Here is a 22,786-nt window from a genome sequence, read left to right on the forward strand (position 1 = left end):
CAAATTGCATCAAAAAATATTTTTAATAAATTTTAAAGGGCTTATTCCATAAATCTTTTTAAATTCTTTAATGAAGTGTGACTGGTCAAAAAAACCTGATTCTCCAGCAATTATTGAAAAAGGATAACCTAAGTTTTATAAATTATTATTGATTAATTTGTAGATGGTTTTATTTTAATTATAACCCTAGTTAACATAATGTATATTCTCTTAAAAATTATTTTAAAGTTCCATAAATCTTTTTGCATCTTTAAATGCACTGTTATCGTCTGTATTATTGAAATAAACATATGCTTCATTTAAAAGTTTTGATTTTATTGTTTGTAAAACATTATCTGGATATGAACCGATATATTTACCACTGAATCCGTGAAATCTTATATAATTAAAATTTGCAGTATATTCAAAAATAAAATCCTGATTAAAATCATGCCAAACCAAACAAATATTGTTTTGTTTCATTATTTCATATACTTCATATTTATACCAGCTTTTATTTCTGCATTCAATTGCGTATTTTAAATTTTTATTTAAAGAATTTATGAAATTTACAAACAGATCTTTTTCATATTTTAAACTTGGCGGAAGCTGAAATAAAACAACCCCTAGTTTTTCATCAAGAACTGAAACTATTTCTAAAAACTCTTTTAATTTATCTATATTTTTTAGTTTTGAATTATGTGTAATTATTTTATTTGCTTTGATCGATAGTTTGAAATTATTTTTAATTTTATATTTCCAGTTTTTAATTGTTGATGTTTTGGGAAATTTATAAAAAGTTGAATTTAATTCTAGTGAATTAAAAAAATTAACATAATATTCCAACCATTTGGATGTAGGTAGTTCAGGGGGATAAAACTCTCCCTGCCAGTTTCTGTAAAAATATCCGCTTGTACCTGTATAGAGCATTATTTGACCAATAAATGGACTAAATGTGGATAAAATATTAAAATTAAAAGTGTGATTACCTGAATGCTGATAAAAGGAATAATACCTATATACAAATCTTTTGTCTGAATTTTGTCTCCCGCTGCACCTTTTAAATAAAATAGACTGAATCCAAAAGGCGGTGTTAGAAATGATGTCTGTAAATTTACTGCAATTAAAAGTGCAAACCAAAGCGGGTCTATACCGAATTCCTGAACAATCGGTATTAAAATAGGAATAACAATAAATGTAATTTCAATAAAATCAACAAAAAATCCAAGTATAAAAATAACAACCATTGTAATGGCTATAAAAACATATTGATTTGAAATATCCTGGGTAAAAAACTGGGTTACCAAATCCCCTGCCCCTGATTCATTAAATACCAAAGAAAACGAAGTCGCTCCGATTAATATCATAAATATCATTGCTGTAATTTTAACTGTTTCAACACTTGCATATCTTAAAAGCTCTAAATTAAAGGTTCTATAAAAAACAGATAAAATTATCGAACCGATTGCACCTATTGCAGCAGATTCTGTCGGAGTTGCAAATCCTGCAAAAATACTTCCTAAAACCATAATAATTAGAATAGTCGGTGCTATTAAAGATTTAAGAGCTTGTATAACAATTTTTGAATATTTTTCGTCTGTTTTAATTGCTGGTGCAATTTCAGGTTTTAAAAATGCAATAATTAATACATATATAATATAAAGTCCCACAACAATGAGTCCAGGAATAATTGCAGCTTTAAATAAATCTCCAACACTTATCTGCATTACAGCACCAAGAATAATTAATACAATACTAGGGGGAATCAACTGCCCCAATGTTCCACTCGCTGCAATTACACCACTAGCAAGACGAGGGGAATAACCGTGTCTTAACATAACAGGGAGAGAAATAATTGTCATCATTACAACACTTGCACCCACTATTCCAGTAGAAGCAGCTAAAATTGCCCCAACTAAAACAATGGCAATCGCCAGCCCTCCCCTTATAGGACCAAACAGTTTACCTATTGATTCAAGCATATTTTCCGCAATTTTACTTTTTTCCAATATAAAACCCATAAAAATAAAAAGAGGAACTGCCATAAGCGTAAAGTTTTGCATTATTCCATATATTCTATACGGTAAAAGACCAAATACATCCAAACCTACATTTGGATCTATAAATGCAGCGAATATTGCACTGGCACCAAATGCAAATGCTACGGGAATTCCAAGCATTAGCAGTATGAATGCTACGATAAATAGAATTATTCCTGTCATTTTATTGAACCTCCACTTAACATAATATTTTTACTCTTCTATATACTTAAATTTATAATATGCTTTTTTAAGTTCAGCAATTGACTGAATCAAAACAATAATAAATGCCCAAATCATTGTAGATTTTATAATCCATCTGCAGCAAAGTCCCCCCGGATCGCCTGAGCGTTCATGCATTTCATAACTCATCTGCACAAAAGGGATAGCCTCCACCACTATCAGTGTGGCCAAAGGCACTACAAAAAATATAATTGTTATTATTTGAATAACCGCTTTCACTTTAGGTGAAAATTTATCATAAAAAATATCCACCCTTACATGTTTATCCCTTGCAAGAGTATATGCAATTGAAAAAAGAAATGTTATGTCAAACAAATGCCATTCAAGTTCCTGCATTGCAATACTACCGCCATGCCAAAGCTTTCTTGCAATTACATCATAACTAACTATCAGAGTCATCAAAATGAGTGTAACAACCGAAATAATCATAAAAAATTTACTGAGATTTTCCGCCAATAAATCAATTTTTGGAATAAAAGACAAAATAATTACACTTATCATTGTGGCTAATATTGTATAATCAATATAATTGCTCAAATTCGATAAAAAATCCATCATTTTTTTCTCCTTACAAATATTCAGGGAAATCGTTACTAAATAAAATCAAATCGCTGGGTTTTGTAATTTCTGATAAAACTTTTTCTAAGTTTTTTTTGTTTTTTAAAACAATTTTTTCAATAGTTATATTGCTGCAGAGTATCTTCCTGTTAGTTTCTCCGGTAATTATTGCAATATCAAAAACCTGATTTATTTTTTTAGCCAGTTTTTCATTCATCTCTTTTGTCCCCTCCAGTATTCCAGGGGTAACAATTATTTTTCTACCCTTATAATCATTAACTAATTCAAAACTTTTTAGCATCCCTTCAATATTTCCGTTAAAACTATCATCAATAATAATTTTTCCGCCGGCTTCTATTTTTTGAAGTCTGTGGGGCACACTTTCTAATTTTAGCACTTTTAATTTTAATTTTTCAATACCTTTTATAAATTCTAATGCATTAAACACGGCAAGTGTTACATTTATTACATTAAATTCACCCAAAATTGGAGCCTTAAAATGATGAATTTCACCGTCGATTTCAACATCCCATTCTATTCCGTCAAGGCTTGATTTTACATTTTTTATTTTATCTTTAATCGCAACTACTTTATCATTATCAATTTTTTCATAAGAAAATCCTTTTTTGAGTTTAGGGCTCTCAAATATTTCGTATTTTGTTTTTTTAATATTTTCTAAACTTTTAAAATATTCTATATGTTGTGGGCCTATTTTTCCTAAGATGGAATATTCATTTTCTAAAAATTTAACAATTTCCCTTATATCTCCCCTCTCCCTGGCTCCTGCTTCTGTAATATAAATTTGGGTATCTTCGGGAAGTTTTGTATTGATATCTAAAACTATGCCCTTCAAAGTGTTAACACTTCTTGGTGTTTTATAAGTTTTGAAATCTTCATTTAACAATTGATATAAAAAGTTTTTAATGGAAGTTTTTCCATAACTTGCAGTTATTGCAATAATAGTGGGGTTTATTTTATTCAACCTTTCTTTTGCTTTTTTCTTATATCCTATAAACAATGTATATTCAATAATTTCAGCAATAATCATACTCAAAATTAAAACTGTTAAAACCCCGATACCCGGATTTATTTTAAGTTTATAAATAAAAAGCAGGTTTAAAGTTTCCAAAAAACCTAAAATTAAGAAAAATCTTTTAACTCTTTTTGTAATATCCAGACCTTTTGTTCTCTTAGACCACAAAGCCAATGCAGGAATTAATCCAAAAAAGAGATAAATCCAAAAAAATTTATAAGCCACAATATATGTTACAACAGGCACTACAAAATAAATTAAATGCCAAAGAGGTTTATGAAAATGGAATATAATCCTTTTTACTTTATAGTTATACCATTGAAGGACGGTTATTAAATAATACCCCAAAATATAAGCCGTTATAAAATTCACTATCAATTGAAACATTTCAGCCCTTAATATCTTATTTCAAAATCATTAAATTTGATATCCGGAATTTGCTCATATTCAATATTCTCAACAAATGAATAAGGCGAGCCCTCTTTTAAAATTTCTATAAACTCTTTTAATCTGTTTTCGTTTTCAATATTCGTAACCGCTTCAACTTTTCCGTCGGGCAAGTTTTTGACATAACCTTTAAATCCTCTTTTTTTAGCATTCTCACTTACAAATCTTCTATACCATACCCCCTGCACTTTTCCGGAAACTAAAAACTTATAAGTCATTATTTCCCTTTTGCCATTTGGATTTTATTTATATATTGATAATCTATTACAATATCTTCCTCCAATGTCACACTATCAGCAAGCAATTCCAATTTATTTTCAAAATCATCAAACAAATAATTCGCCAGACTTCCAGGGATTGGATTAATTTCATTAAGATAAATAATACCATCCTTTTCAAAAAAATCGCATCTGATTAGAGCATTTTTAAATATTGTGTTATATATTTTTGTAAAATTTTCTTTTATTTTTAATTCTATATTTTGGTCAATATTTTTTAATGTCATATTCTTTCTACTAAAATCTAAATATTTTTTCTCGAAATCAAGATAATCTTTTTTTTCCACTTTTTCTATTTTTGAAAAAATATATTCTTCATCTGCCAAAAATCCTGCCAGATTATATTCATTGATACCTTCAATAAAAGGCTCCACTATTATCAAATCGTCAAATTCGCTTGCCACATCAAAAGCATAATTAAGTTCATCCTGATTTTTTGCAATGCTAACCCCTATACTGCTGCCAAGACGTGCAGGTTTTACAATTATTGGAAAATCAAATTTTGTTTTTGGGGAATTTATTATTTCATAATCTATAATTTCAACCCCTATTTCCCTTGCATAAGCCTTTGTTAAAACTTTATTGTAACTAATAGCACTGGCTTCGGTATTCGGAGTAATTGCCTTGATTTTAAAAAATTCTAACATCCCCGGAATTTTTCCATCTTCCCCGTCTCTTCCGTGCACTAAATTTATGGCAACATCAAAATCCACTTTTTCTTCTTTTTTCAAAAGTCCTTTTTTATAAAAAAATCCGCCCTTTTTAATTTCAAGTTTTACAGCTTTTTTGTATTCTCCGCTTGCAAAATATTTACTTTTCATATCCTCTTTTTCAATAAGATAAAAATCCCTGTATTTATCAATAAAAAGGAATTTTAAATTGTTCTTTTTAATTTTATCTTTTAGTGTTATTGCACTAACTATTGAAATTTCATGTTCGAAACTGCTGCCGCCAAATAAAACTAAAAAAGTCATTTTACTCCTTTGCTAAGTCTTTTTAAAGCCTCTTTTATTATCTCTTCAACACTTCCATTAAGTCCGCTTAAAGCAGTTAAAATATCTTTTTTATTAAATCCCAAATTTTCAAGTGCTATAAGTGCTTGAGATTTGTTTGAATCAATATTCTCAATTTCAAATTCACTCATTTCCATAAGGATTCTTTTTGCGCTTTTAGGACCGATTCCAGGCACTTTTTTAAGTGCATCAATATTTTTAGTTGAAATTATATCCATAAAACTTTCAGGTGTATATGTTGAACATATTGCCAAAGCTACCTTCGGCCCGACCCCGTTTAATTTTATTAAATTATCAAATAGTTTTTTTTCATTTTTATTTAAAAAACCGTATAAAGTATATTCATTTTCCTTAATTATTTCGGTTATATAATAAATTCCGTCTTTTGCCATTGAATAAGTCATCATACTTACATTAATCTCATATATTACTCCATTTACATCTAATAAAATTTTTCCATTTTCTTTTTCAAAAACATTACCCTTTAGAGCTGCTATCATTATTGTCCTTTATACGAATTTTTACAATTTTATACGCATCTCCAAAATCCTTGAGTTTAAATCCGCAAGCTCCTTCATTCCCTTTGGTGTCATAAGTTAATTTAATTGGCGGTTCGATTAAGTCAAATTCTATTCTGTTATAAGATGTCCAGGGAGAAAATGAAATAATTTTTGCTAGAAGCACTATATTTTGGAATTTATCGATAGTTTCTTCTAATTCATTTATTTCCCTTTTTAATTCTTCGATTTTTTCTTTGATTTCAAGTGTTTTTTCTTTAAAAAGTTGATATTCTTTAATTTTTTTTATGATAGTTGGAGAAGTGTTAATTCCTTTAGATTTGTTTTCTAAATACAATTTCTTAAGTTCATTTATAGAATTTTTATTTTCTTTTAAAATTTTTACTTTTTTATTGTATTCCTCAACATTTATTCTTAATTCCCTTTTTATTTCTTCTAATTTTTTTTGAAACTTTTCTATATCAGTTTCGCCCAGCACTTTTGCAGGTGCTATGGCTAATTTATTTTCGCTTCCCTTAATTTCATGTATTTTTATCTCTTCCAACGCATAACACGTTAAATGTGAACCTAAAAGTTCTATTTCAACATTTTTTGCATAAATTTCACCTCCGATAACCTGAGAAATTATTACTTTATTTGCTTTTACTATACCACCCTCTAATCTTGTTATTTTCAGTTCATCAGCTTCTATATATCCCTTATGTATATTAATTTCAGCTTTTTTGGCATATATTTTACTTTTTTTATGGGTTTGTCCCATTATTTGCAGATTTTTTGCTTTAATTTTTGCTGAATTACCCACATTCCCTCTTACAATTAAAGTTGTGGTTTCAACAATTGTATTATCACCTATCGCTTCTTTTAAAGCATCTGATTCTTTTACATCAATTTTAATATCATTCTCTTCAGCACCTTCTACATTTCCTGTTTTGATATTTATCTGTTTTATTTCAATTTCATCTTTAATAGTGTAAATATCATTTTCTTGATATAAATAACCGTTTTTTAATGCAATAAAAACAATCTTTTCATCATTCTCTTCTTTTTTTATCGTTTTTTTATCAAAACCGATATTCGGAATTTCAAAATCTTTAACTTTTTCTACAAGAATGATTTTACCTTTGCAATTTCTTCCGTTTTTACCCGGTTTTGGCTTTTTTATCTCTATTAAGATTTCATCTTTTTTTACTGGATAAATCAATTCCTTTTTTATCGAAGTTTCATTTCTTTTATAATGGTAAATTATTTCACCTTGGATGGTAGGGATTTCATCAAGCCCTTTACATAATAAAATTTCCTCTTCTTTTTCCAATGAACCGATAATTCTTAACTTTGCAGCAATTTTCTCAACAGACATATTCATTTCTTCATCAAATAAATCAATTAAAAGTCCGCTTTTTACTTTCTTTTTGTTTAATTCATTTTTTAATTTACTAAAATCCACATTGATCAATAAAGATTTGGGTGAAATAATAAATTTCGCCTCAGTGAATTTATTATTTATTTCCATATCTCCTATTAATTCAAAATCGTTAATTTCATATTGTTTTATTTCAATTTCATAAACCTGTTTTATTTCATTTTTCTCATTTCTTAAAAATGTTTCATCCCTTAAAAAAATTTTAGATTCATCATCGACTTCAACAAACTCAGGATCATGTTCCGTTTTGATAAATGTTTTAATATTTAAAATATCAAAATCTAAAGAGGAAAGGGGTATATTATAATCTTTTGAAACTTTTAAAAGAATGTTGTTGACATTTTCTACCCTAACAATAAGAGGTAAAGCTTCTGTATTTTTTTTATTTTTTTCTTTCTTTTCTTTTTTTAAAAAATCAAAAAGCCCCATAATTGACCTTTTTTGATATAATGGCATTTATGATAAAAGCAATAATAATCAATTTTTTAGGAATATTCAATTCAAGAATACTGGGCTTTATAAGGGATTTGTTAAACGCTTCTATACTGGGGGCCAATATATATTCTGATATTTTTTTTGTTGCTTTCAAATTTCCTAACCTTTTTAGACGAATTTTTGCGGAAGGGGCTTTTACACAAAGTTTTCTTCCAAGTTTAGCTAAATCAAAAGAAAAAGCTCGTTTTGCTTTTTTAATATTCTTTAAATTTTTTATTATTATACTTATTTTAAGCTTAATTGTCACGATTTTTAGGGATTTTATTACCGATATTTTAGCATATGGATTTGATAAGACAGCCAAAAAAATAGCTTCACCTCTTATAGCAATCAATTTCTGGTATTTAGATTTAATATTTATAGTAACATTTCTTGCAAGCCTGCTTCAATACAAAAACCATTTTGCAGTAACTGCCTTTTCAACAGCCCTACTAAACATTTCTTTAATTTCTGCCTTATTAATATCAAAAAATTTTACAAAAGAAAAAATTATATGGTATTTAAGTTTCGCAGTAATTATTGGGGGAATAGCCCAGGTAATTGCACACCTGATAGTTGCAAAAAAGAAAAAAATATTAAAATTATTATACGTTGGCTATAAAAAGAAAGTTAAAGTTGATACAAATGAATTTAACAAGCATTTCCTACCTTCAGTCTTTGGTAATTCCACAGCACACATCTCAGCATTTCTTGATACCTGGCTTGCCACTTTTTTGATAGCTGGAAGTATAAGCTATCTTTATTATGCGAATAGACTTTTTCAGCTTCCGTTTGCACTTTTTGTAATAGCGACTTCAACTGTATTTTTCCCAAAAATCACAAAACTTTTACATTCAGACAAAGAAAAAGAAGCCATGGAAATGATGAAAAAAATATTTTGGATACTTTTATATCTTCTTATTTTAGCTACAATCGTCGGAATTGCCGATTCCAAAGAAATAGTCAAAGTCCTGTTCGAAAGAGGCGCATTTACCCATAATGATACAATAATGACCTCTAATGTTTTAACAATGTATCTAATAGGTTTAATTCCTTATGGCATAAGCAAACTGTTTTCAAGTTATCTATATGCGACACACAGACATTTAAAAGCGGCAAAATTTTCAGCAATAGCACTCGGAGGTAATATAGTTTTTTCAATAATACTTATTTTTCCCCTTAAAGTTTACGGACTGGCTCTATCAAGCAGTATTGCAGGCATAATTATGCTGTTTTTATATATAAAAGAACTCTCTTTTAAACTGTTTTTTAGTTTTTTTGAAAAGAAATATCTCTTTTATTTGATATTATGTATAACTATAAGTATAATTGCTGCTATAATTTTTAAAAAATTTCTTTTACTATTTTAAAGGAGAAAAATGAAAATATATGATTCACATTTAAAAGAAAAAGTCGAATTTAAACCAGTTAAAAATAAGGAAGTCAGAATTTATGTATGCGGTCCTACTGTTTATGATGATGCACATTTGGGCCATGCCAGAAGTTCTATCAGCTTTGATTTACTAAGAAGGACGCTTATTGCTCTTGGATATAAAGTAACTTTTGTTAAAAATTTTACAGATATAGATGATAAAATTATCAACAAAATGAATGCTACCGGAAAAAGTTTAAAAGAAATTACAGACCATTATATAAATTCTTATCTCAAAGATATGGAAGCGCTTAATATAAAAAGGGCCGATATAGAACCAAAAGCTACTGAAACTCTTGAAGAAATGTTTGAACTAATAAATAAACTTATTGAAAACGGATGCACCTATACCTTGCCAAACGGAGATATTTACTTTGACACTTCAAAAGATCCAGAGTACTGCACTCTTTCAAATAAATGCCAAGACGATGAGAATGTTCACAGGGTTGATACTGAAGGTAAAAAAAATCCAAGGGATTTTGCCTTGTGGAAAGCTTGCAAAGGCGAAGGTGATGTATGTTTTGATTCGCCTTTCGGAAGCGGAAGACCCGGCTGGCATTTGGAATGCTCAGCTATGATCAAAAAACATATAGCCTACCCTGATACTGAATATCAGATAGATATACACGGAGGCGGGGCAGATCTGTTTTTTCCACATCATGAAAACGAAGAGGCTCAAACTTGGTGTGCATATAAACAACACCTGGCAAAACACTGGATGCACAACGGATTTGTAACAATAAACGGTGAAAAAATGAGTAAATCTTTAGGAAACAGTTTTTTTGTAAAAGATGCCTTAAAACATTATCCCGGAGAAGTTTTAAGATTTTATTTAATGGGTACACATTATAGGGCTCCGCTTAATTTCAGTGAAGAAGATTTAATTGCAAGTAAAAAAAGGCTTGATAAATTATACAGACTAAAAAAAAGAGTTTATGGAATTACCAAAAAACAGCCCGACATTGATTTTGAAAAAAAACTGCTTGAAGCTATGAGCGATGATTTAAATATTTCAAAAGCATTAGCAGTTGTAGACGAATTTGTAAAAGACGCAAATGAAGGACTTGATAAAAATCCTAAAGACAAAGTCTTAAAACAAAAAATAGCAAGCAATATTGAATTTATTGACAAACTTCTTGGAGTCGGCGGAAGTGATGCTTATGAATATTTCCAAAGCGGAATCGATGAAAAAACTAAACAAAAAATAAATGAATTAATAGAAAAAAGAAATGAAGCAAAAAAAGAAAAAAATTATGAATTAGCGGATAAAATAAGGGAAGAGTTAAAGAAAATGGGAATTCAGATTCAAGACACCCCAAACGGTACAGTATGGGAAAAAATTTAAAGGACTAACATGGATATATTTAAAGCAATAAAACCACTTATCTACAAAACTGACCCCGAATTCGCCCACAATGCGGTAGAAACTATATTTAGGACTGCCAGAAGATGTCCTTTCTTTTTTAATCCTTTAATTAAAAAAAACTTTATTGACGATCCTATTTTAAATCAAAAAATATGGGACTTAGAATTCAAAAACCCTGTAGGCGTTGCCGCGGGATTTGATAAAAACGCCACTATGATAAGTGCCTGGCCTGCATTAGGATTCGGATGGGGCGAAATCGGTGCTGTAACTCCTAAACCACAGCCCGGAAATGAAAAACCGAGGGCCTGGAGACATGTCGAACAAGAAGCTGTACAAAATGCATACGGTTTTAATAATGAGGGAGTTAAAGTAATAAAAGAAAGATTATCAAAAATATATCCTTTTATTTTACCGATTGCAGCAAATATAGGTAAAAATAAAACCACCCCGGAAGAAAGGGCAATTGAAGATTATAAAATTCTGGTAAAAGAGCTTAAAGATGTAGTCGATTTTTTTGTGATTAATATTTCTTCACCCAATACACCAAATTTAAGAAATTTATTAAACGAAGAATTTATAGATAATCTATTTAAAGAATTAAAACCTATTACAAAAAAACCTATTCTTATTAAATTTTCCCCAGATATGGATGATACAGATATTATTAATCTTTCAAATATAAGCGTAGAAGCCGGGGCTGACGGAATAATAGCAACAAACACAACCGTTAATTATGATATTATAAACTCCCCTATAAAAAGAGGCGGAATTTCAGGCAAACCGCTTGCCGCAAGGAGTTTTGAAGTTTTAAGAATAATTGCAGGTGAAGTGTTTGGAAAAGTTCCGCTTATTAGCGTTGGAGGTATTGATTCAGCCGAGGAAGCTTATAAAAGAATAAGAATGGGTGCCAGCCTAATTCAAATCTATACTGCAATAATTTATAAGGGACCTGGAATAGTAAGGGAAATCAATAAAGGATTAATTGAACTTTTACAAAAAGATGGATTTAATCATATAAATGAAGCTATCGGGGTAGATATTCCAAAAAAACTGAAAGGTTAATGATGCTTCCTAAATTTTATGAACATAAATTAGAAAACGGCTTAGAAATTATAGCAATTCCTATGAATAAAGGAAGCAATGTTATTACAAGCAATATTTTTTATAAAGTAGGAAGCCGTAATGAAATTTTAGGCAAAACCGGAATTGCCCATATGCTTGAACATATGAACTTTAAATCTACTAAAAATTTAAAAGAAGGCGAATTTGATAAAATCGTTAAAAGTTTAGGAGGAGTTGATAACGCTTCAACCGGATTTGATTATACGCATTATTACATAAAGACATCTTCAACTTATCTTGATAAAACATTTTATCTTTTCAGCGAAGTTATGGCAAATTTAAATTTAACTGACGATGAATTTCAAAGAGAAAGAAAAGTGGTTTATGAAGAAAGACTCTGGAGAGTGGACAATAACCCAATTGGATATTTATACTTCAGACTTTTTAATAATACCTTTATTTATCACCCTTACCACTGGACACCTATAGGATTTAAAGATGATATATTAAACTGGACAATCGATGATATAAGGGAATTTCATTCAATTTACTATCAGCCAAAAAATGCATTTTTACTTGTGGCCGGAGATATTGAACCTAATGAAGTATTTAAAAGTGCAGAAAAATATTTTAGTGAAATCAAAAACACAAAAGAACTTCCAAGATTTCATTTCAATGAACCTGAACTTGACGGAGATAAATTTATAGAAATCAAAAGAGAAACTCAGGTTAATATCGTAGCCCTTGCTTTTCACATTCCATCTTTTAATCACGAAGACCAGATAATTTTAAGTGCCTTAACAGAAATGTTAAGTAGCGGAAAAAGCGGGATTTTAAAAGAAAAATTAAAATACCAAAAAGAACTGGTCAGTGAAATATATGCATACAATATGGAACTGATCGACAAAGGTGTATATTTAGCGTTAGCTGTATGTAACCCCGGGATAGACCCTCATAAAGTAGAAAAAGAGATAAAAAAAATTTTATTAAATTTTAAACCTACAAAAAAACTCCTTAAAAAAATAATCAACAATACCAAACTCGATTTTATAACATCTATGGAAAGCTCCAGCAGTGTAAGCAATATTTTTGGAGATTATTTCGCAAAAGGGGATATAACTCCGCTACTTAATTATGAAGAAAATATATCAAAATTAAAACTGCAAGATTTCGAAAATATAAAAAAATATTTTGAAAAAGGAGTCAGTATAATTTTAAGAAACTGATTTTTTTTTATTGCTTTTTAAATACCACCAAATTGCGGGAAATCCTGCCATTATTTCAATTATTATTGTCCAAATTCTGCTCTCAACTGAGCCTTTGTATGTTATTGCAATAAAGCTGATAATAGGAATTAAAATTAAAAGCGCCCTCCATAAAATTCCAAAATAAATTTTAAAATATTTTTTAATTTTATTTTTCTCATTGATTTTTATATTAAAAACTTCAAAATATTTATTTACAACAAAAAAACTTATGATAATTGTAACAATAAATTCCGAAATAAAAATAAACTTTACATACATAAACATTCTAAAATACATCATTAAATCTAAGAAGAGCAAAAACATCATAAAAATTATTATACTCATAATTCCTGCTATGTGAAACCATAGCTTAAAAGCCGGTTTAAATAATTCCATAAAAAATTCCTTATTTTATTAATTATTTTTATTAAATTTTAACTTTTATTTATAAAACAACAATGTTTTATTAAATTTTACAATATTCATCCACAATAACTTTGTTTTTACCGCTTTTTTTAGCTTTGTACATTAATTCATCAGCTTTTTCAATTAAATTTTTTATAGGCATTCTTTTAGACAGTTTTACCAAAATACCGCCTATGCTTACAGTTATATTTATTTTTTGTTCTTTTTCTACATCAATAAATGTTGAAGCTATGGTTTTTCTTATTTCATCTAATTTTTCTTTTAATGTTTCAGTGTCTTTTATTGCAGAAAAAACTATTACAAATTCTTCTCCTCCGTATCTAAAAAGATAATCGGAAAGTCTTATTTTGTTCTTTATAATTTCGGCTACCTTTTTCAAAACTTCATCTCCTGCTAAATGTCCATATGTGTCATTTATACGTTTAAAATTATCTATATCCAAAAATGCAAGTCCAAATGGCATATTAGATATAATAGAAATATCCTCAATTCCCAAAATCAGAGATTCCAGATTAGTTCTGGTTAAAGTTTTTGTTAATGGATCCAATTTTAATTTTTTTATTTCAACCATTGCTAAATGTGTGATAATAAAAGATAAAAAAATTAAAGAATTTTTCATAAATTCATTATATTTTTCAATTAACAACAGATAATTTTTTTCTTTTTTTAATTTAATAATTTGTTCTATAATATAGTTTAAATTATCTAAAAGTGACGTTAATTTTTCAGCTTCTTTTTCTTCTATGGAATTGATCCTATGTTTTATGTTAAACAAATTAATTTTTTCATTGAATTTTAAATCTTCATTTTTAATAAAATTTAGAAAATTATCTGTCAGATTAAGAAAATAATTTATATAATTGAACAATTCTTTGTCATTTTCTCTAATTGTACCCAGTATATATTCACTTAATAGAAGTTTTTCCCTGTCAATACAATCCTGCAAATAACTAAGCGCGGAATAGTTTCTAATAAAATTAAAAAATTCATTAATTTTAATAAAAAAAGATTCTAGATTACAAAAAGAATAATCGTTGATATTTTCAAAAATTGACTTTAAAAAAGATAATTCTACAAAATTTATGACCTCCAAATAAGAGGAATATTCTATACCGTTATTATCAAACTTTTGAGTATAAGCAATTATTTCGTTTTTCAATTCACTAAAGTTACAATTTAAAAATAATTCAAAATTTTTATTTAAAAAATTTTTATAATTCATAATTAAAAACTTAAAATCCTTATTTTTTAAAAAATTTTTAGTATAAGAATTGATTTTAAGCTTTTCAATTAAATTTTTATATGTTTTATTTAAAATAATTTCAAAAAGTTCTTTCTGACGGTCTTCTTTCATATATTTTCCTTACATGTAACTTTTTAATAAAGCGCTCCCCACCCTTATCATGTTACTCCCTTCTTCTATTGCTATTTCAAAGTCTCCGCTCATTCCCATAGAACAGATTTTAGCTCCATATGGTTTTAATTTCTCAAAAATATTATAAGTTAATCTAAAACTTTTTCTAATTTCTTTTTCATCGTCGGTATGTGCACCGATCGTCATAATACCTTTTAGATTAATATTTTTCAAATTTTCTTTAATTTTTAAATAGGTGTCAATTGCCCTCTGCGGTTCTAATCCATGTTTGGTAGGCTCACCTGAAGAATTAATCTCCAAAAGACAGTTTATTTTCTTTTTAGTTCTTTTATCAATCGCTTCAGCCAGTTCATAGGAATTAATTGATTGAATCATAAAAGGATTTAGTGAAAGAAGTTTATTTATTTTATTTTTTTGAAGATTTCCAATAAAATGCCATTCAATTGGATATTCTTCAAGGGCTTTAACTTTTTTTTCCATGTCCTGAACCCTGTTTTCCCCAAAAGCTCTTTGACCCTCATTATAAAGTTTTAAAAGTGGTTCAATTTTATCCGTATATTTAGTAACTGCAACAATTTGAACTATTAAATGTTCACTTCGTCTCAGTCTTGCTGCTTCAACCCTTTGAATTAACTCATCTAATGTCATTTTTACTCCTTAATGGATAATTCTTATTATATCATTATAAATCCCAATCAACATTAAGCATGCAAGTATTGCCCAGCCGCCTATTGTTAATTTTATCATAATCTCTTCGCTTAATTCTTTTTTAAAAATTGCTTCATATAAATTAAATACAATATGACCTCCATCAAGTGCCGGAATCGGAAGAAGATTCAAAATTCCAAGATTCACGCTAAGAAGCGCTGTTAAAAAAAGTAAAGGTATTATCCCCATATCAGCAACTTTAGCCGTTACATCAACAATTCCTATAGGTCCGCTCAGAGTATTAAGCCCTATAGTCCCGGTAATTAGTTTTTCAATTCCTTTAAATATTAAGCTGGCATCATTTATAAATTTATCCCATGCAACTACGGGCGCCTCAAAAATTGAATATTTAACTTTTATTATTTTTCCATTTGGAGAAATTCCAATAATTTTTCTTTTTATTGTTTCATTGAAGATGTTTTTGGTAATAATTATTTTAGGAGTAACAGTTAACATAATAATTTTACTATTTCTTTTAACTTTTAATTTTACTATATCACTTTTTTGGATTATCTCAGGTATTTCATCCCATGATTTTATCTTAACCCCGTTTACTTCAACAATTACATCATCCTTTTGAAGTTTATGAAATGCAGGAGAATCTTTCATAACATTTCCAACAACAGGTGCAAGTTTTGGCCAACCTGTAAGTGCCACAAAAAGATAAATCAAAAATGCCAACAAAAAGTTAAATCCGGGACCTCCTAAAAGAATTAAAATTCTCTGCCATGGTGTTTTTGAATTGTATGAATCAGGATCATAATTTTTTAATGTAGGATTTGTATCATCCTGTCCTTTCATCTGAACATATCCGCCAAGCGGAATGGCACTTAGGCACCAGTTAGTATTCCCTATTTTTTTACAAATTAATTTTTTTCCAAAACCGATAGAAAAAACTTCGACTTTAACCCCTACCAGCCTTGCCATTAAAAAATGGCCTAATTCATGGAAAAAAATTAAAAAAGATAAAACTAAAACTGCGCTAATCATTATGCTTCTTTATATATGCCCCTATATAATCAATCCCACTGTATAATGTAAGAATTACAGCAATCCATAAAAGAATATTAGCTAAAGGCCAGTTCATTATCAAAAATCCGATAGCTATCATTTGAAACACCGTTTTTATTTTTCCGGCAAAACTTGCCTTAACACTCATTCCCTCTTCCACCATTGCAATTCTAAGACCGGTTATAAAAAATTCTCTAAGTAAAATCAGATATATTGCCCAAGGATTTGCCCTCTGAAGATATACAAGGCCAATAAACGCTCCAAGGACAAGCATTTTATCTGCAAGCGGGTCAAGTATTTCTCCAAGTTTACTTACAGCATTAAAACTTCTAGCAATATACCCGTCAAAAAAATCAGTAATACTTGCTATCACAAAAAGCAAACCCGCAAAATAGTCTAGCCAAGAAGGATGAATATTAGGAAAAAAATCTCTGTTTACCAGGAAAAAAAACATAAGAAGAGATATAAAAATTCTAATAAAAGCCAATATATTTGGAATTTGTTTTAATCTTCGCTCCCAAATTAAATATCTGTTTAGCCTGATATTATCCTTTGTTATCAACCTATTTTCCCTCCGAAAGTTGTGCCGCCATCAACTATAAAAGTCTGCCCTGTAATCCAGCTTGCTTCATCTGTACATAAAAAGTATGTAATTCCCGCCAAATCATCCGGTCTTCCCATTCTGTTAAGCGGACTTCTAATTTCCACCGCTCTTTTTACCTCTTCATAATTAGGAAAAGCCCTTAGTGCATCAGTATCTATTGGTCCTCCGCTTACAGCATTTACCCTAATACCCCAATCACCGAGTTCAGCTGCCGCATATTTTACCATTGTTTCAACTGCTGCCTTGCTTGCCCCATGGCCAGCATAATTTGGAGTGTATACAAGATTACCGGTTGAACTAAGAGAAATTATACTTCCACCTCCAACTTTTTGCATTCTTTTAGCAGCTTCCTGCGCTCCAACTACAAATGCATTGACAGTTGCAGTAAAAATATTGCAAATTCCTTTTGGTTTTAATCTCATAAAAGGGCCAAATCCCCCAACAACCGCCCTTCCGCTGATAATTGCATTTGAAACAAAAAAATCAACCCTCTCAAAGTCTTTATCAATTTCGGCAAATAAATCTTTGTAAGTTTCTGGCTCCAAAATATTCAATTTGTAAGCTTTTGCCCTAATTCCATATTTTTTGCTCCATTCGTTTGCTAAATTTTCAGCTATTTCTTTATTTGAATTATATGTAAAAGCTATATTTATCTTTTCTCTTGCAAATCTTTCAGCTATAGCCTTACCAATACCTCTTGTTGCACCGCTTATTACCAATGTTTTATTTTTCAAATTAACTCCTTAACATAATAATTTTTCTATAGATATTTTTTAATTACTTCTTTAATTTTTTTCTTATTTTCTTCACTTGGTGGTGTTAAAGGCAATCTGTATTCAAGTGAAGGAATAAGCCCTGCTTCGTACATTGCATATTTTATTGGAATTGGATTACTTTCAATAAATAAAATTTTATTTAATTCATAAAGCTCTTCATTTATTTCTCTTGAAGTTTCAAAATCACCTTTTAATGCGGCGTGTATTAAATCTGCTATTTTATTTGGAAGTAAGTTGGAAGTTACAGAAATACAACCGTTTCCGCCTGTAGCCATAATTGGATAATTTATTGCATCATCTCCGCTGATTACACTAATTCCTGATTTAGATTTTAGAGCCACTACATTTTCTATTTTTCCTGTAGCTTCTTTTATCGCCACAATATTTTCAACATCATTAAAAAGCCTAACGGCGGTATCAACTTCTATGTTACTGCAAGTCCTGCCCGGAACATTATATAAAACAACCGGAATGGAAATACTTTCGGCCAATGTTTTATAATGTGCATATATACCTGACTGTGTCGGCTTATTATAATAAGGAGCCACACTTAATATTGCGTCTGCGCCTTTGCTTTCGGCAAATTTTGCAAGATCAATCGCCTCATGGGTAGAATTACTACCAGCTCCGGCTAAAACTTTAGCCCTTCCTTTACAAACTTCCACTGCAATTTCAATACATCTTTTATGCTCATCGTGTGTTAAAGTGGCACTCTCACCGGTAGTACCTACCGGTACAACATAATCAATTCCGTTAACAATTTGTCTTTCAATTAATTTTGCATAGGTTTCTTCATCAACTTTTCCGTTTTTAAACGGAGTTATTAAAGCGGTCATTGCACCTTGCATAAAAAATCCTTTTTGTTGTAATTATATCAAATCATTCGTATCTTAGAGTTTCAAGAACATCAGTTTTACTAGCCTTTACCGCAGGATAAATTGAAGCAAATAATACTATTAAAAACGCTCCCGTTATTATCAAAGAAAAATCAATAAAGCTCAGCTCAACAGGTAATCTGCTGACACCGTAAACATCAGCAGGCAGTTTTACAATATCAAAAGTTTTTAATACCCATATTCCAAACCATCCAAGCGCTGTCCCGCTTATTATTCCAAAAATTCCTATAATAAGCCCAAGTTTTAAAAATATAGCCTTAATTTCTTTTCTACTGGCACCCAAACTCATCATAAGGGCAATCTCTTTTCTTTTACTCATTATCATCATAAGAAGCGAACTTATAATATTAAGAGAAGCGACGATAATAATAAGCATCAAAACCAAAAACAAAGCCCTTTTTTCCATTTTAAGCGCAGCAAAAAAATTTCCGTTTTGCTGCCACCATCCAATGACTCCAATACCGGGAGGAAGTATTTTTTTTATTTTTTCTATATCTTTAAAAGGGTCTGGAGTGTAAATATGAATACCGCTGTAATAGTCCTGATGAAGTATTCTTTTAAGACCTTTTATATTCATATAAGCTATTCCTTTGTCATAAGCAACAAGACCGCTGTCAAAATAAGAGATAACCCTTACTTTTTTAAGTAGCGGTGAAATACCAAATCCTAAAGGTGTAATTTTGGAAAAAATCATAATAATTTTTTCCCCTTTGGCTATACCCAGATCACCAAAAAGCCTTTTTCCAACCACCACATCAAAAACATCGACTTTTTTTATATCTTTAAGTGCATTTTTAAAAATATAATTAATTTCAGCTTCTTTTTTAAAATCAACACCATAAAGCAACACTCCGTTTAAACTGTTACCATTTTGTATTACCGCTGAGGTTTCAATATAGGGCGAATATTTAAATTTGGGAAAATGTTTTTTTAAAAGTTCCAAAGTGTTTTTATCTACCTTAACCAAAGAAGAATAAACGGTAATTGGATAATTCATAACTTTAAGTTTTTTTTCAAACTCCCTGTCCATCCCGTTCATTATACCCATTGCTATCATTAGAGTTGCAACTCCGGTTAAAATGCCGAGAAAAGCAAGTATAAAACTTATATAAATAAATGGGTGTTTTTTATCAAACCTTAAATATCTTTTGATAATAAAACCAACAAATTTTTTATTCACTTTTAATTATCCATTATCCGTTATATATTTTCAATTAAAATTTTGGGCTTTTTCCACAACAGTCTTTATATTTTTTACCGCTTCCGCAAGGACATGGATCGTTTCTTTTTACTCTCTTTTTTGCCTGTTTTGCTTCAAATTCAGCCTGTAATTTTTTGGTTTCTTCATCCAGGTTCTTAAGAATTTCATCAATATCTTTTTCTTCCATATGTTCAGGAATATCTGGAATTTTATTTAAAATTTCATCAACTTTTTTACCTTCAATCGCCTTTAAAAACTCTGCGATTTCAGGATCAACCTGAGGCATTTGATATTCTATCTGTAAATTATGAAGTATCTTGGAACTTTCAATTTTAATTCTCTGAATAAGCTCTTCAAACAAGGTAAAACTTTCTTTTTTATATTCAACTAGCGGATCTTTTTGATTATATCCCCTAAGTCCGATACCTGTTTTTAAAATATCCATCATATATAAATGGTCTCTCCAGCTTTCATCCAATACCTGAAGCAATACCTGTCTTAAAATTCTTTCTCTGTCCTCTTTGCTTGCATCTTTAAATTTGTCTTCAAATGATTTTTCTAATTTTTCCAAAATATATTTTTTAAGCTCTTCATAATCTTTATTTTTAAGCTCTTCTTCATTAAAATCAACCCCGGTATATTCTTTTAACTGAGCAACCAATTTTTCATAATTAAAATCTTCTTCTAATGTATGAGGAAAAATTTCACTCTCAGCCAAAATATACTCTACAAAATCTTCTCTGATTTCTTTTATTTTTTCTTCAATATTGAAATTAGGATCTAAAATCTGATCTCTGAATTTATAAATAACTTTTCTTTGTTCATTTGCAACATCATCATATTTTAAAATATGTTTTCTTGCTTCAAAATGCATACTTTCAACTTTTTTCTGAGCATTTTCAATTGCACGTGAGACAATTTTACTGTCAATATGTTCACCTCTTTCAATTCCAAGTCTGTCCATTATTCTCTTAATTCTGTCACTTCCAAAAATTCTTAATAAATCATCTTCAAGAGATAAATAAAACTGACTAACCCCTGGGTCACCCTGACGGCCTGACCTACCCCTTAGCTGATTGTCAATTCTTCTGCTTTCATGTCTTTCAGTACCAATTATATAAAGACCGCCTAGTTTTTTAACTTCATCATCTATTTTAATATCAACTCCCCTACCGGCCATATTAGTGGCAACCGTAACAGCGCCCTTTCTACCTGCCTGTGCGATAATTTCTGCTTCTTTTTCATGGTGTTTTGCATTAAGAACTGTATGAGGAATTTTTTCTTTTTTAAGCAGTCTGCTTAAATATTCACTTTTTTCAACACTTGTAGTACCAACAAGTACAGGCTGACCCTTTTTATGAAGTTCTTTTATTTTTTTAACAACAGCCTCAAATTTTTCCTCTGCCGTTTTATAAACCAGATCATTCAAATCTTTTCTGATTACGGGCTTGTTTGTAGGAATTGAAATAACTTCAAGGCCATAAATTTCAATAAATTCAGTAGCTTCTGTCTGAGCGGTACCCGTCATACCGGCAAGTTTTTCGTATAATCTAAAATAATTTTGATAAGTGGTTTCTGCAAAAGTCTGGGATTCTTCCTGAATTTCCACTCCCTCTTTTGCCTCAAGCGCCTGATGAAGGCCTTCACTAAATCTTCTACCCTCGGCAATCCTACCTGTAAATTCATCAACAATTAAAACCTCGCCTTTTCTCACAATATAATCTTTTCCGTTTTGAAACAGATAATTGGCTTTTAGGGCCTGGTCAAGATGATGGGCTAAAATTGCATTTTCAGGAGTATAAAGATTATCCACTCCAAAAAGTTTTTCGGCTTCCCTTATCCCTTCTTCAGTAAGTAAAACAACTTTATCTTTTTCATCCACGGTAAAATGTTTATCTTTAATAAGTTTTTTTGCCACCTCATCGGCTCTAATATAATCTTCAACCCTCTTATTGGCAGGGCCTGAAATAATTAAAGGTGTTCTTGCTTCATCTATTAAAATGGAATCAACCTCATCCACTATTGCATAATAATGCCCCCTTTGGACTTTATCATTTATATCAAACACCATATTGTCTCTTAAATAATCAAATCCAAATTCGGAATTTGTCCCGTATGTAACATCACACTGATAAGCTTTTTTTCTTTCTTCATCATCCATACCTGAGACAATTACACCTGTGGTTAAACCAAAAAAAGAATAAAGTTTCCCCATTTGAGTGGCATCTCTTTTTGCAAGATAATCATTTACTGTTACAACATGAACGCCTTTTCCAAGGATGGCATTTAAAACCACCGGCAGGGTTGCGACTAATGTTTTACCCTCACCTGTTTTCATTTCGGCGATTTTACCCTCATGCAAAACCATTCCACCTACAAGCTGCACATCAAAGTGCCTCATCCCAAGAACTCTCTGTGAGGCTTCCCTTACCATAGCAAACACATCGTTTAAATATCTCTCAAGTACAACTTCCCTGTCTTCCTTTTCAATCTCTTTTAAAACATTTTCTTTAATTTTATTAAATTCATTTTTTATCTCTTCATCGCTCATTTTATGATATTTATCTTCCAAAGCGTTTATATCTTTTACTCTTTTAAAATATCTTTTTAATTCTCTATCATTTCTGGTACCAAAAATTTTTCTGAAAATACTTTTAACCATTAAAAAAGCCTTTGCAAA

Annotated in this window: 22 protein-coding genes; 4 read left to right on the top strand and 18 right to left on the bottom strand. The window is 29.9% G+C overall.

Annotated features, from left to right (window positions below):
• Positions 1–9 precede the first annotated feature (9 nt).
• The 9 genes from LNAT_RS09030 to LNAT_RS07965 form a co-directional block, all read right to left on the bottom strand.
• Positions 10–114, bottom strand: a complete 105-nt coding sequence (locus LNAT_RS09030; RefSeq protein WP_096260109.1) for a helix-turn-helix domain-containing protein — start codon at positions 112–114, stop codon at positions 10–12.
• 108 nt (positions 115–222) lie between these two features.
• On the bottom strand, positions 223–909 hold the full coding sequence (locus tag LNAT_RS07935) for a DUF72 domain-containing protein (protein ID WP_096260080.1): 687 nt from the start codon (positions 907–909) through the stop codon (positions 223–225).
• Positions 909–2,201, bottom strand: a complete 1,293-nt coding sequence (locus tag LNAT_RS07940; RefSeq protein ID WP_202970441.1) for a TRAP transporter large permease — start codon at positions 2,199–2,201, stop codon at positions 909–911. Before LNAT_RS07940 ends, LNAT_RS07935 begins: the two co-directional genes overlap by 1 nt.
• Before the next feature lie 30 nt (positions 2,202–2,231).
• Complete coding sequence (locus LNAT_RS08810; RefSeq protein WP_238594019.1) at positions 2,232–2,819, bottom strand: TRAP transporter small permease subunit; 588 nt, start codon at positions 2,817–2,819, stop codon at positions 2,232–2,234.
• A gap of 10 nt (positions 2,820–2,829) precedes the next feature.
• Positions 2,830–4,239, bottom strand: a complete 1,410-nt coding sequence (locus LNAT_RS07945; RefSeq protein ID WP_096260081.1) for a Mur ligase family protein — start codon at positions 4,237–4,239, stop codon at positions 2,830–2,832.
• Positions 4,240–4,247: 8 nt separating this feature from the next.
• Entirely contained in the window at positions 4,248–4,517 is a 270-nt protein-coding gene (locus LNAT_RS07950; RefSeq protein ID WP_238594020.1) for an acylphosphatase, read from the bottom strand.
• Positions 4,517–5,551 (bottom strand): D-alanine--D-alanine ligase, encoded by a 1,035-nt coding sequence (locus LNAT_RS07955; protein ID WP_096260083.1) that lies wholly within the window; start codon positions 5,549–5,551, stop codon positions 4,517–4,519. Before LNAT_RS07955 ends, LNAT_RS07950 begins: the two co-directional genes overlap by 1 nt.
• Positions 5,548–6,090 carry a Holliday junction branch migration protein RuvA gene (gene ruvA / locus LNAT_RS07960; RefSeq protein WP_096260084.1) on the bottom strand — a complete coding sequence of 181 codons (543 nt, stop codon included), beginning with the start codon at positions 6,088–6,090 and terminating at the stop codon, positions 5,548–5,550. The genes LNAT_RS07955 and ruvA overlap by 4 nt, the downstream gene beginning before the upstream one ends.
• Positions 6,068–7,957: a flagellar assembly protein A gene (locus tag LNAT_RS07965; RefSeq protein ID WP_096260085.1), complete on the bottom strand. Its 1,890-nt coding sequence runs from the start codon at positions 7,955–7,957 to the stop codon at positions 6,068–6,070. The genes ruvA and LNAT_RS07965 overlap by 23 nt, the downstream gene beginning before the upstream one ends.
• A gap of 29 nt (positions 7,958–7,986) precedes the next feature.
• On the opposite strand from LNAT_RS07965, the gene murJ reads away from it, so the two are divergent.
• Genes murJ through LNAT_RS07985 form a run of 4 tightly spaced genes read left to right on the top strand, consistent with a single transcriptional unit; the run spans position 7,987 to position 13,088 of the window.
• The gene (gene murJ / locus LNAT_RS07970) at positions 7,987–9,372 is read left to right on the top strand and encodes a murein biosynthesis integral membrane protein MurJ (RefSeq protein WP_096260110.1); all 1,386 of its coding nucleotides are present in this window, start codon (positions 7,987–7,989) and stop codon (positions 9,370–9,372) included.
• Between the two features lie 9 nt (positions 9,373–9,381).
• Complete coding sequence (gene cysS / locus LNAT_RS07975; RefSeq protein WP_096260086.1) at positions 9,382–10,779, top strand: cysteine--tRNA ligase; 1,398 nt, start codon at positions 9,382–9,384, stop codon at positions 10,777–10,779.
• Between the two features lie 9 nt (positions 10,780–10,788).
• Positions 10,789–11,862 carry a quinone-dependent dihydroorotate dehydrogenase gene (locus tag LNAT_RS07980; protein WP_096260087.1) on the top strand — a complete coding sequence of 358 codons (1,074 nt, stop codon included), beginning with the start codon at positions 10,789–10,791 and terminating at the stop codon, positions 11,860–11,862.
• A 2-nt stretch (positions 11,863–11,864) separates the two neighbouring features.
• Positions 11,865–13,088, top strand: coding sequence for a M16 family metallopeptidase (locus LNAT_RS07985; RefSeq protein ID WP_096260088.1), 1,224 nt, complete (start codon positions 11,865–11,867; stop codon positions 13,086–13,088).
• Here LNAT_RS07985 and LNAT_RS07990 read toward each other — a convergent pair.
• From LNAT_RS07990 to secA, 9 genes are all read right to left on the bottom strand, one after another.
• The gene (locus LNAT_RS07990; protein ID WP_096260089.1) at positions 13,077–13,505 is read right to left on the bottom strand and encodes a hypothetical protein; all 429 of its coding nucleotides are present in this window, start codon (positions 13,503–13,505) and stop codon (positions 13,077–13,079) included. The genes LNAT_RS07985 and LNAT_RS07990 overlap by 12 nt on opposite strands.
• 70 nt (positions 13,506–13,575) lie before the next feature.
• Entirely contained in the window at positions 13,576–14,889 is a 1,314-nt protein-coding gene (locus tag LNAT_RS07995; protein ID WP_096260090.1) for a GGDEF domain-containing protein, read from the bottom strand.
• Between the two features lie 9 nt (positions 14,890–14,898).
• Positions 14,899–15,558, bottom strand: coding sequence for a YggS family pyridoxal phosphate-dependent enzyme (locus tag LNAT_RS08000; RefSeq protein ID WP_096260091.1), 660 nt, complete (start codon positions 15,556–15,558; stop codon positions 14,899–14,901).
• Positions 15,559–15,567: 9 nt separating this feature from the next.
• A complete protein-coding gene (gene rseP / locus LNAT_RS08005; RefSeq protein ID WP_096260092.1) occupies positions 15,568–16,608 on the bottom strand; it encodes an RIP metalloprotease RseP in 1,041 nt (346 codons plus the stop codon).
• Positions 16,601–17,188, bottom strand: a complete 588-nt coding sequence (gene pgsA, locus LNAT_RS08010; protein ID WP_420795373.1) for a CDP-diacylglycerol--glycerol-3-phosphate 3-phosphatidyltransferase — start codon at positions 17,186–17,188, stop codon at positions 16,601–16,603. The genes rseP and pgsA overlap by 8 nt, the downstream gene beginning before the upstream one ends.
• A complete protein-coding gene (locus LNAT_RS08015) occupies positions 17,188–17,967 on the bottom strand; it encodes an enoyl-ACP reductase (protein ID WP_096260094.1) in 780 nt (259 codons plus the stop codon). Before LNAT_RS08015 ends, pgsA begins: the two co-directional genes overlap by 1 nt.
• A 26-nt stretch (positions 17,968–17,993) precedes the next feature.
• A complete protein-coding gene (dapA, locus tag LNAT_RS08020) occupies positions 17,994–18,857 on the bottom strand; it encodes a 4-hydroxy-tetrahydrodipicolinate synthase (protein WP_096260095.1) in 864 nt (287 codons plus the stop codon).
• A 31-nt stretch (positions 18,858–18,888) separates the two neighbouring features.
• Positions 18,889–20,085: an ABC transporter permease gene (locus LNAT_RS08025; RefSeq protein WP_096260096.1), complete on the bottom strand. Its 1,197-nt coding sequence runs from the start codon at positions 20,083–20,085 to the stop codon at positions 18,889–18,891.
• A 34-nt stretch (positions 20,086–20,119) separates the two neighbouring features.
• Positions 20,120–22,768, bottom strand: coding sequence for a preprotein translocase subunit SecA (gene secA, locus LNAT_RS08030; RefSeq protein WP_096260097.1), 2,649 nt, complete (start codon positions 22,766–22,768; stop codon positions 20,120–20,122).
• Positions 22,769–22,786 lie beyond the last annotated feature (18 nt).

This window comes from Lebetimonas natsushimae, from assembly GCF_002335445.1.
In the GTDB taxonomy this organism is placed as follows: Bacteria; Campylobacterota; Campylobacteria; order Campylobacterales; family Nautiliaceae; genus Lebetimonas; species Lebetimonas natsushimae.

What these genes read in the sequence shown, in the direction of transcription:
- LNAT_RS07935 (WP_096260080.1), bottom strand. Translation starts at nt 909, where the DNA reads ATGCTCTATACAGGTACAAGCGGATATTTTTACAGAAACTGGCAGGGA.
- LNAT_RS07940 (WP_202970441.1), bottom strand. Translation starts at nt 2,201, where the DNA reads ATGACAGGAATAATTCTATTTATCGTAGCATTCATACTGCTAATGCTT.
- LNAT_RS08810 (WP_238594019.1), bottom strand. Translation starts at nt 2,819, where the DNA reads ATGATGGATTTTTTATCGAATTTGAGCAATTATATTGATTATACAATA.
- LNAT_RS07945 (WP_096260081.1), bottom strand. Translation starts at nt 4,239, where the DNA reads ATGTTTCAATTGATAGTGAATTTTATAACGGCTTATATTTTGGGGTAT.
- LNAT_RS07950 (WP_238594020.1), bottom strand. Translation starts at nt 4,517, where the DNA reads ATGACTTATAAGTTTTTAGTTTCCGGAAAAGTGCAGGGGGTATGGTAT.
- LNAT_RS07955 (WP_096260083.1), bottom strand. Translation starts at nt 5,551, where the DNA reads ATGACTTTTTTAGTTTTATTTGGCGGCAGCAGTTTCGAACATGAAATT.
- ruvA (WP_096260084.1), bottom strand. Translation starts at nt 6,090, where the DNA reads ATGATAGCAGCTCTAAAGGGTAATGTTTTTGAAAAAGAAAATGGAAAA.
- LNAT_RS07965 (WP_096260085.1), bottom strand. Translation starts at nt 7,957, where the DNA reads ATGGGGCTTTTTGATTTTTTAAAAAAAGAAAAGAAAGAAAAAAATAAA.
- murJ (WP_096260110.1), top strand. Translation starts at nt 7,987, where the DNA reads ATGATAAAAGCAATAATAATCAATTTTTTAGGAATATTCAATTCAAGA.
- cysS (WP_096260086.1), top strand. Translation starts at nt 9,382, where the DNA reads ATGAAAATATATGATTCACATTTAAAAGAAAAAGTCGAATTTAAACCA.
- LNAT_RS07980 (WP_096260087.1), top strand. Translation starts at nt 10,789, where the DNA reads ATGGATATATTTAAAGCAATAAAACCACTTATCTACAAAACTGACCCC.
- LNAT_RS07985 (WP_096260088.1), top strand. Translation starts at nt 11,865, where the DNA reads ATGCTTCCTAAATTTTATGAACATAAATTAGAAAACGGCTTAGAAATT.
- LNAT_RS07990 (WP_096260089.1), bottom strand. Translation starts at nt 13,505, where the DNA reads ATGGAATTATTTAAACCGGCTTTTAAGCTATGGTTTCACATAGCAGGA.
- LNAT_RS07995 (WP_096260090.1), bottom strand. Translation starts at nt 14,889, where the DNA reads ATGAAAGAAGACCGTCAGAAAGAACTTTTTGAAATTATTTTAAATAAA.
- LNAT_RS08000 (WP_096260091.1), bottom strand. Translation starts at nt 15,558, where the DNA reads ATGACATTAGATGAGTTAATTCAAAGGGTTGAAGCAGCAAGACTGAGA.
- rseP (WP_096260092.1), bottom strand. Translation starts at nt 16,608, where the DNA reads ATGATTAGCGCAGTTTTAGTTTTATCTTTTTTAATTTTTTTCCATGAA.
- dapA (WP_096260095.1), bottom strand. Translation starts at nt 18,857, where the DNA reads ATGCAAGGTGCAATGACCGCTTTAATAACTCCGTTTAAAAACGGAAAA.
- secA (WP_096260097.1), bottom strand. Translation starts at nt 22,768, where the DNA reads ATGGTTAAAAGTATTTTCAGAAAAATTTTTGGTACCAGAAATGATAGA.